The organism is Acetobacter sp. (assembly GCF_022483985.1).
Classification (GTDB): Bacteria; Pseudomonadota; Alphaproteobacteria; order Acetobacterales; family Acetobacteraceae; genus Acetobacter.
The window spans coordinates 2,626,136-2,636,081 of the sequence record NZ_JAKVME010000001.1 but is presented as its reverse complement, the minus strand read 5'-3'; the positions used below and the strand labels follow the sequence as shown (position 1 = coordinate 2,636,081).

Below are 9,946 nucleotides of genomic sequence, written 5' to 3'. Positions count from 1 at the left end.
TCCAGGCGGTTCAGTAGAAAACAAACGGTTTTCCGGACCTCCTGCAGCGTTTCTGAAGTTTCTTCGAAACGGTCTGGCATGCTTTCAGCACGTAAATTAAAGCCTGTCGGTGAGCGGATTATCGCAGTCCTGCTGCAATGAGCGCCTGTGGCCAGACGTTCACACCGCCCTGTCTCTCCGCTACACTCAGCCCCATGATACGCAATCAACGCTTCCGGGTCCGCACCGCATTGCTCGCCGTGCTGACCTCCATTTCCCTGTTCAGTAGCCTGCCCGCCCGCGCGGATGGTGACTTCTCTCCTGCCCAGCGCAAGGAGATCGTGGACATTGTTCGCGCTGCCCTGAAACAGGATCCTTCCATTCTTGCTGATGCTGTGACGGCCATGCGCGCTCAGGGTGAAGCGGCGCAGCAGGAAGCCAGCCTGAAGGCCGTGCATGAAAACGCAGGCAAGTTCAGCGCCACCACCACGGATGTCGTGCTGGGCAACCCGCAGGGTTCCGTGACGGTTGTCGAGTTCTACGATCCCCGCTGCCCTTACTGCCGCAAGGTGCTGCCGGTGATCGACCGGCTGGTGGCCGAAGATCCGGACCTCCGTTTTGTCGAAAAGGTCATTCCGGTGCTGGGGCCGAACAGCCAGCTTGAAGCGCAGGCGCTTCTGGCCTCGGCCCGTCAGAATGCCTACATCAAGTTCCAGCACACCCTGATGCTGGACAGCCAGCCGCCATCCATTGACCGTATCCGTTCCATCGCCAGATCCGTGGGCCTTGATGTGTCGAGGCTTGAGAAGGACATGAAAGGTGCTGACGTCACCAGCCTGCTCAACGAAAACCTCGAACTGGCTCGCAAGGTTGGCGTCGATGGCACACCGACCTTCATCATCGGCGAGAAGACCGTCATTCCGGGTGCGGTATCGGAAGCGGACCTGAAAGCCGCCATCGCGGCAGTGCGGAAAGCAAAATAACCAGTGGGGACCGGATTTCACTCCGGTCCCGTCTCATACCAACCCGCCTTGACAGTGACATAGTGAAAGCTCAACACGGGGCCGCCTGCACTCCGATTTATTGATAATAAATACGGTTTCCAAAGGCCGATGACCTTTGGTGGGGTTCGGGGCAACACCCCTGAAAACGTCGTCACAAGAGTCAATCTTTTCCCGGGTTGGTATCAGGCCCCGTCTGGGGCTCCGTCCTGTGTATGTTGCCCTCTGGACAGAGACGACCTGCTTCCGAACCGGGTCACACCGGTCCTGTCAGCGACGATGAACGCCGAAAGATTCTGACAGTCCGTTTGAACACATACGGCGCAATCTGCGCCTCTGTCTGAAAATCTTCTGTTTTGCAGAGCCATTCTGATAAGGGGCGTCGGGCGGCTGTCACGGACAGCGCCTGTTCAGCCTTGATCTTGTTGCGATGGAAAAACATAATCCGCGCATGATGATCGCGCGGCTTTTCTGGACAGGTGCATGACGGAGATGATGGCGGGAGACGGCCTTTACGACATAGCGATCATCGGCGGAGGGGTCGTCGGCTGCGCTGTCTTCCGCGCCTGCGTGCTGGCGGGTGCGCGCACTGTTCTGCTGGAAAAAGGCGGCGATCTGCTGGAGGGTGCGAGCAAGGCCAACAGCGCCATACTGCACACCGGTTTTGACGCCACGCCGGATACGCTGGAAGCGGCCTGCGTGCAGCGTGGTTACGCCCTGTATCGTGAAATCTGTGCCGACATGAACCTGTCCGTGGTGAAAACCGGCGCCATGGTTGTCGCCTGGACAGATGAGGACCTCGCGCAGTTTCCGAAAATCATCGAGAAGGCGGTGCGCAATGGCGTGACGGTCAGGCGTCTGGATGCGCGTGAGGTGAGGGAGCGTGAACCCGCTCTGGCAGACGATGTGCGTGGCGCGGTGCTGGTCGAGGGCGAGCATCTGATCGACCCGTGGTCCGCGCCCATGGCCTATGCGCGGCAGGCGCTTCTCAATGGTGGCACGTTGATACGGCAGGCGCGGGTTGAGAACGGTGTAAGACGGGAAGGTGCCTGGCATCTGGACCTCGCGGGCAAACCAGCCATACAGGCCCGGACGGTCATCAACTGCGCCGGGAATTATGGCGATCTGGTCGAAGCCATTGCACGCCCCTCGCCGTTTCAGATTACGCCCCGCAAGGGGCAGTTCGTGGTCTTCGACAAGACGGCCTATGACCTGTTCCGCACGATCATCCTGCCGGTGCCGACGGCGCTGACGAAAGGCGTGGTCGTCACGCGTACGGTGTTCGGCAATGTCCTTGTCGGCCCGACCGCCGAGCCGCAGCAGGAACGCGAATTTCCTACAGTCGATCATGATAACCTTGAAGCGCTTCGGAAGGCCGCTTTTCGGATTATTCCCGCCCTGCGCGAGCATGATGTCACAACCACCTATGCGGGTCTGCGCCCCGCCACGCAGTTCAGCGATTATCAGATCGAAGCCCTGAAGACTGAAGGCTGGATCACCGTGGGTGGCATCCGTTCGACCGGTCTGACCGGCGCGCTGGGGATCGCCGAGCATGTTGTGGCGCTATATCGCGACACCTTCGCGGACCCTGCGCCGCTGCGGGATGTGACTTTGCCGCAGATGCCCAATCTGGTGGAGGAACTGCCGCGTCCATGGATGCTGCCGGAGCGTGGACCGATCGCCTGTCACTGTGAGCGTGTCACGGAGAAGGAGATCAAAACCGCTCTGACCGATGAAGTGCTTCCGGCAGGCACGCTTGGTGGTCTGCGACGTCGGACACGTTGCATGATGGGCCGCTGTCAGGGTTTTTACTGTACACGCCGGGTCATGGAACTCGCGGAGACGCATCTGCCAGGACTGGTTACTCCGATCAGGGGGAGCCAGAGGGGAGATGGGCGTGATGTATGATGTCCTGATCGTCGGGGCTGGGCCTGCCGGTCTCAGCGCGGCCCGTGTCCTGAGGCGCGCGGGCGTTGAGAAGATTGCCGTGCTGGAACGCACGGGTGAGCCGGGAGGCCTGCCGCGTTATTGCGGGCATCTCGGGTTCGGCATGCTGGACTTTGGTCGGATGTGGAGAGGGCCGCGCTACGCCCGCGCACTGACGGAGGCGGCGGGCGTGCCGATCCTCACCGATACGACCGTAACAGGGATTGAGCCCGGCGGTATTGTGCATGTGTCCACGGAACGCGGGCTGGAAACATGGCAGGCTCGTGCCGTTCTGCTCGCCACCGGCACACGGGAGACACCACGTGGGCCACGTCTTGTCTCCGGCACGCGGCCCTGGGGGGTGACCACAACCGGCGCGTTTCAGGAGATGGTGATGAAGGGCCTGCGTCCCTTCCGGAATCCGGTCATCATCGGCAGTGAACTGGTGTCGTTTTCCGCCCTGATGACGGCGCGGCATGGGCAGGTGAAGCCTGTCGCCATGATCGAGGAAAATACACGCATCACAGCACAGCGTCCGGCCGATGTGCTGGCGTCGATGATGTATGGCACGCCCATCCTGCTGAACACGACGCTCGTTTCGATCCTTGGTGGCGACAAGGTCGATGGTGTGGAAATTGAGCAGGATGGCGAGCGGCGGACACTGGCCTGCGACGGTGTCGTGTTCACAGGACAATTTGTGCCGGATGCCATTCTGGCCCGGACATCCGGCTTTGCGCTGGACGGTGGCACGCGGGGGCCGGTGATTGATTCGACCTTCCGGACACTGGACCCGCAGGTCTTCGCGGCGGGCAATGTGTTGCGGGCAGTGGAACATTCTGGACAGGCGGCGCTGGAAGGACGCGCCGCCGCACGGATGATCCTGCGGGCGCTGGAAGGCAGATTGCCAGACCCCGGTTCCGCCGTGTCGGTGACATGTTGGCAAGGGGTGGCCAACGTCTGGCCGCAGCGTCTCCATGCCGCGCCACGGGGTAGAATCGTCCTGCATGCGCGGATGGAAACGCCGCAGCGGGGCGTGCTTCGTCTGTCGGATGAACAGGGGCGCACCGTGGCGTCTCGACGTGTCAGCGTCCTGCCTGAGCGGCGGGTGGAACTGGCTGTTCCCGCTGCCTCGCTGTCGGGCGTGTCCACACTCCGGCTGGAGGTGGAGAAATGAAAAGCTGCCTCGCCATTGATCAGGGGACGACTGGCACCAAGGCCTATCGGGTCTGGAGCGACGGACGGATGGAACTGGTGGGGCGACGTTCGCACCAGCAGTTCCTGCCTGCGCCGGGTCTGGTCGAGCATGATGCGGAAGAGATTCTGCGTCACATCGAGGAACTGATCGCCGAGGCTGGACCGATTGACGCGCTGGCTCTGGCCAATCAGGGTGAAACTGTTGTGGCGTGGGATGCCGAGACCGGCGTGCCCATCGGTCCCGCCATCGTGTGGCAGGACACGCGCACCGCCGATGTTGTGGCGCGCATGAAGGAACAGGGGCTGGAGCCCGAGATCAAAGCGCGATCCGGTCTGCCGCTGGACTGTTATTTCTCGGCTTCCCGGCTACGCTGGTATCTGGACCACGTGCCGCAGGCCCGTCTTCTGCGTGAGCAGGGACGACTGCGTTTCGGCACCAGTGACGCCTTCTTTCTTGATCGCCTGTGCGGCGTCTTTGCCACCGACGTCTCCACGGCCTCGCGCACGTCGCTGATGAATCTGCGGACATGTGAATGGGATGAGACCCTCTGTCGTCTGTTTGACGTTCCCATGGACTGCCTGCCGTCCATCCGGCCGACTGTCGGCGATTTCGGGCTGCTGCGTGACCGGAACGTGCCGGTCCGTGTGAGCGCCGTCGATCAGCAGGCCGCGCTGTATGGACATGGGCTCCAGCATCCCGGTGATGTGAAGATCACGTTCGGCACAGGCGCTTTCGCTCTGGCTCTGGGAGGCGAGGGGTCATGTGAAGGTGGTGAAGGCGGCGTGCTTCCCACCGTGGCATGGCAGTTTGCGGGACAGTCTGCCGTCTATGCGCTGGAAGGCGGCATCCTGACGGCGGGGGCTGCGGTCAACTGGGTGGAAAGCCTCGGCCCGGATTTTTCCTGCGCGGATGAGAAAACGCTGGCGGCAGCGCAGGCGGCTGAAAAAGGCGTATTCTTTCTGCCTGCGTTGCAGGGGCTGGGCTGTCCGTGGTGGCAAAGGGACGCACGCGGAAGCTGGGTCGGGCTTGGGCTGGATACGCGTCCGGCGGACATGGCGCGGGCTGTGCTGGAAGGCATCGCGTTTCGCTCGGTGCAGCTTGTCAGGACGTTCGCTGCGGCAAGCGGGCGGACGGCCACCCGGATCTCTGTCGATGGCGGGCTGGTGAGCAATCACTGGTTCACGCAGTTTCTGGCGAACTGTCTGGGCGTCACGGTGCATGTGCCGGAGCTGATCGATGTGACGGCGGCTGGACTGGGGCGTTTCTGGCTGGAGGGTGAGAGCGTGCGGCCTGTTCCGGCGAGGGAGGCTGGCTGGCGCGTGGTCGAGCCCCTGTCTGGCGGAGCAGAGGCGCTCTGGCAGGATGCGTTTGATCAGGTGACCCGGCAGGCGATCGAAGGCCATGCAAAAAGCTGATTGCATCATTGCAATATCGTCATGATAATGCGGTGATCAGGGTCATCATGCCCCGACGACGGCCGACATGCCGGGACATGAACAGCAGAGGATCTCTCAATGGAGACCAACCACCATAGCGACGAGGACGCAGGCGTACTCGCTTCCATGGGTTACGCTCAGGAACTTTCGCGAAGCATGAAGGGCTTCTCCAACTTCGCCATTTCCTTTTCCATCATCTGCATTCTTGCTGGCGGCATCACGTCCTTCCAGCTCGGCTTTTCATCGCTGGGAGGCTTCGGTGTCGCCGTGGGCTGGGTTGTGGGGACACTCTTCGCCACCATCGTCGCCTGCTCGATGGGCCAGATTGCCTCGGCCTATCCGACCGCGGGCGGTCTGTATCACTGGTCGTCCATTCTCGGAGGGCGTGGCTGGGGCTGGGCCACGGCGTGGGTGAACCTGCTGGGTCTGATCTTCGTGCTGGCCTCGGTGAATGTCGGCGCCTACACGCTGTTCACGCAGCTCATTCTGGGCAAGATTTTCGGGGTTGATATCTCCGGCTGGGGCTACGGGCACCAGATCGTGGGCGTTTCCCTGATCGCGGCCTCACAGGCGCTGTTCAATCATGTCGGCATCAAGATCACGAAAATTCTGACGGATTTTTCCGGCTATCTGATTCTGTTCGCCGCCGTGCTGCTCACCATCATGATGCTGTATTGTGCGCCGGGCTTCCATTGGGAGCGGCTGGTCTCCATCGTGAACAACACGGGGGCTGCGGGTGGCGGCGTCTTCCCGCATTCCGACAGTCTGATCTATGCGTTCTGTCTGTCCCTCATTCTCCCGGCCTACACCATCACAGGCTTTGACGCTTCCGCGCATGTGGCGGAAGAGACGATCGACGCAAGGAACGTCGTGCCGCGCGGCATGATCAACGCCGTCATGATCTCGGGACTGTTCGGCTTCGTCATGGTGTGCTCGTTCGTGCTCGCCATGCCGGACCCGACGGCGTCGGCTTCGCAGGGGGGGGACGTGTTTTTCAACCTGCTCGCCCAGCTTCCCGTGCCGGGCTGGCTGCGCAGCCTGATGTACGTGATGATCGTCGTCGCCAACTATCTATGCGCGCTGGCAGGCATGACCTCCACCTCCCGCATGGTGTTCGCCTTCGGTCGTGACGGCGGACTGCCGGGCTCGAAGCTGTGGCGCTATGTCAGCCCGACCTACCGGACGCCGGTTCCGGCCATCTGGCTGGTGGCGTTCCTGTCCTGCGCCGTGACGCTCTACTCGTCCGCTTTCGCGGCGCTCGCAGCGGGTTGCGCCATCTTCCTGTATGTTTCCTACGCCATGCCAATCGGAGCGGGCATTCTGGCGCAGCGCAAGCGCGATGTGATGACGGGACCGTTCCGTCTGGGGGCGCTGTCCACGCCGTTTGCGATCGTCACAGTTCTGGGCTCGCTGGTGCTGGTCTGGATCGGCATCCAGCCGCCCAACGACATTCTGATCAGTTACGTGGTGGGGATTGTGGTCGTGCTGCTGGCAGGCTGGTTCCTCGTCGAGAAGAGGCGCTTCAAGGGACCGCCGCTGGGTGGTCTTGCGCCGACAGTGACCGAGAGCATGCTGGAGGAGGAGATCGCCGAGGAGCTGAGTGTCAGAAGCTGAGGCAGGATTAGAGCGGTATCCGTTCAGACTGGATCACGGATACCGCTCTAACTCATTGTTTATCGAGCAACTTTATCCGACCAGACGATTCCGTCTGATCAGATGTTGCTCTAGCCTGCCGGATCATGGATGGTGTGTTTCTGATCTGACGGGTGTTACCAGTCTGTCCTTCAGGTAGGGTCTCTTGTTTCCGTACGCTGGCGGGTTCCGATTTTGAAACCCGCCAGCGCCATGGTTTTTCAGATAAGAGCTGTCAGTGACAATGGAGACCAGCTGTGTGCAGGTCTCTGAACCGGTCACTCCATCGTGGGAATCTGGTTCAGTAGTGACCCCGGATTGTAAAGTTGAACGTCCGGGGTTCTCCAAAAATCATCCCGTCATAGAAACCGGCCTGTCTGACGTAGGTTTTGTCGGTGAGGTTGGTGATATTGCCGGCAATGTCCACCCAGTTGTTCACACGGTAGCGGGCCATCAGATTGATGAGCGCGTAGCCCTTAACACGAAGGTTGGAGGCGTCGTATCGTCCGTTGCCCAGAGGGCGCCCGGGGTTGGTCGACCATTCGGTGCTCGTCTGGCTGGAAATGCCGCCGCCTATTGTCAGATTGTGCAATGCGCCGGGCAATGTGTAGCTGGTTGTCAGACGGACAAGATGATGCGGGTCCTGTCGATAGCTCAGGCCTTTTTCGTAAAGATAACTGTAGCCAAAGAAAACATTCCAGCCGGGAAGAAGCTCTCCTGACGCGTCGAAATCAATGCCTTCGGTTTTGACGCCATTGACCGAGCGGTAAATCGACTCACCCGTCGCGGTATTGGTGGCGCCTGTCGCTTCCGCCACGTTGCTCTGTCTGTTCAGATAAAAGGCGAGAGACGTGTTCAGGCGCTGCCGGAAGAACGATCCCTTGAGCCCTGTTTCATAGCTTTTCCCCATGACGGGATCGAGAGGATGATCGTTTGCGTCCCGCAGGCTGGATTGAGGAGTGTAGATATTTGTATAACTGCCATAGACTGACATGGTTTTTGTAAAGTCGTATACCATTCCGGCGTAAGGTGTCAGAACAGCGTTCTGTCGTCCCGTGCCTGTTGCGCCGGAATACTGGTTCTGTTTGTCGTAGGTGCCGCTATAGGCCTCATAAGTGCTGACACGGCCACCAAGGATAAGAGAAAGACCTTTGGCGAGGATGAAACGCCCGGAGGCGTAGGCGCCGTAATTGCGCGTGACATCGACTTCGCGTGCCTTCGTGCGGTGTGTCACGAAATTGGGGTATGATCCATCCCATGTCTGCCAGTTGGATACGGGCAGGCCTGCCGAACGATACTGACAGCCGGAGTAGGGGGCGACACCGGCGATGTTGCAATTTCCAAGAGCATTACTGAAGGTATACTGTGTCAGTTCGTCATTGTAGCCGTTAAAGCCGACAACGATCTGATGCTCATGGCCGAGGAAATGTATGGGGCCAGAGAGACGGACGTCGGCATTGTCACGTGCATCCGCATATTCCGCGTGAAGCGCATTGAGATAACCTCCTGTGCCGTCCTGATTCCAGAAGCCCGCGTAACCGCCGACATTTCTGGCGGCGTTATTGATCTTGGCGACTCCCAGATTGTTATAGGAACTGCCCTGAGTTCTCATGTAGCCGACATTCAGATGCCAGCCTGCTGAAAAATCATGATCGTAATTGATGAAGGCTGTGTACTGGTCGCGTGTCGCCTGACTCCAGTCGGCCGCCGGATTGGTGCGGCGTGAAAGATGGGTCCTGCTTCCATCCGCATACCAGATGGGCACGTTTGTTCCCCATGACGCGCCGTCATTGCGGGTTCTTTCGTACTGAAAACCGAAATTCAATGTGTCGTTCGGAGAGATGTCTGCGGCGAAATTGGCCAGGGCGCCAAGCCGGTTGACATGTTCGCGGACACGAAACGTATCGGTATCGTCCCAGGTGAAGATATACCGGCTACGGATCGTTCCTGACTGGTTCAGCGGTGTATTGATATCGGCCATGACGCGATGCTCATTCCAGTTTCCCAGTCTGAGCAATCCATTGGCGGAAAATTCCTTGTGAGGCGCCTTGCGCTGAAGATAGATGGTCGCGGACGGATCGCCTGTACCGCCAAGCAGGCCGTTGGCTCCCCGCACAATCTGAACATTGTCGTAAAGATCCATGTTCATGGATGATCCGACGCCACCAAAACTCGTGGTGGCGTCAATCTGCATCCCGTCAATCTTGTAGTTTGTGATGTTGAATCCGCGTGCGCGATAGGTGGTGCGTCCTGCGTTGTCATTGGCATAAGACGTGACGCCGGGCGTCATGTTCAGAATATCATCCAGACTGTTGACCTGCTGGTCATCCATGATCTGTCGCGTAACAACCGTTACAGTCTGCGGTGTTTCGCGCAGGCTGAGAGGCAGGCCCGTGGAAGCGCTGCTCGAAGATGCCGTATAGCTGCTTCTCTGCCATCTATGGGACCGGACGAGGATGTGTTCTGTCGCTGGCCTATGTTTTTTCTGCTCTTCTGATGAGGAGTGTTCCTTCTCCTGTCCGGAGTGTTTTTTCTTTCTGGATTCAGGACTTTTTCCGGTTTTTCCAGAGAGAACGGCAGTGTCGTTCGGCTCCGTGGCATAGGCCGGGATCAGAATATCGGGTGCAAGGACTGTAGACGTGAGGAGGGCGGCCATGCCGTAACACATTCGGATTCGCAGGTTCACGTCAGATGTTCCGCTCAGGTTGTTTCAATTGATAATCATTATCATCTTTGGCGGATAGCAGGAGTGTTCTGAATTGAAAAGAAACTGAATA

General features: G+C 59.6%; 6 protein-coding genes. 5 read left to right on the top strand and 1 reads right to left on the bottom strand.

Annotated elements, in window-relative coordinates:
• The first annotated feature begins 137 nt into the window (after nt 1-137).
• From LKE90_RS11705 to LKE90_RS11685, 5 genes are all read left to right on the top strand, one after another.
• On the top strand, nt 138-962 hold the full coding sequence (locus LKE90_RS11705) for a DsbA family protein (protein WP_291493536.1): 825 nt from the start codon (nt 138-140) through the stop codon (nt 960-962).
• 501 nt (nt 963-1,463) lie between these two features.
• Nucleotides 1,464-2,888 (top strand): NAD(P)/FAD-dependent oxidoreductase, encoded by a 1,425-nt coding sequence (locus tag LKE90_RS11700; RefSeq protein WP_291493534.1) that lies wholly within the window; start codon nt 1,464-1,466, stop codon nt 2,886-2,888.
• The gene (locus LKE90_RS11695; protein WP_291493558.1) at nt 2,881-4,080 is read left to right on the top strand and encodes an NAD(P)/FAD-dependent oxidoreductase; all 1,200 of its coding nucleotides are present in this window, start codon (nt 2,881-2,883) and stop codon (nt 4,078-4,080) included. Before LKE90_RS11700 ends, LKE90_RS11695 begins: the two co-directional genes overlap by 8 nt.
• The gene (locus tag LKE90_RS11690; RefSeq protein WP_291493532.1) at nt 4,077-5,516 is read left to right on the top strand and encodes an FGGY family carbohydrate kinase; all 1,440 of its coding nucleotides are present in this window, start codon (nt 4,077-4,079) and stop codon (nt 5,514-5,516) included. Before LKE90_RS11695 ends, LKE90_RS11690 begins: the two co-directional genes overlap by 4 nt.
• Before the next feature lie 99 nt (nt 5,517-5,615).
• Nucleotides 5,616-7,151, top strand: a complete 1,536-nt coding sequence (locus LKE90_RS11685) for an amino acid permease (protein ID WP_291493530.1) — start codon at nt 5,616-5,618, stop codon at nt 7,149-7,151.
• A gap of 319 nt (nt 7,152-7,470) precedes the next feature.
• On the opposite strand, the gene LKE90_RS11680 is transcribed toward LKE90_RS11685, so the two are convergent.
• Nucleotides 7,471-9,825, bottom strand: a complete 2,355-nt coding sequence (locus tag LKE90_RS11680; protein ID WP_291493529.1) for a TonB-dependent siderophore receptor — start codon at nt 9,823-9,825, stop codon at nt 7,471-7,473.
• Nucleotides 9,826-9,946: the final 121 nt, after the last annotated feature.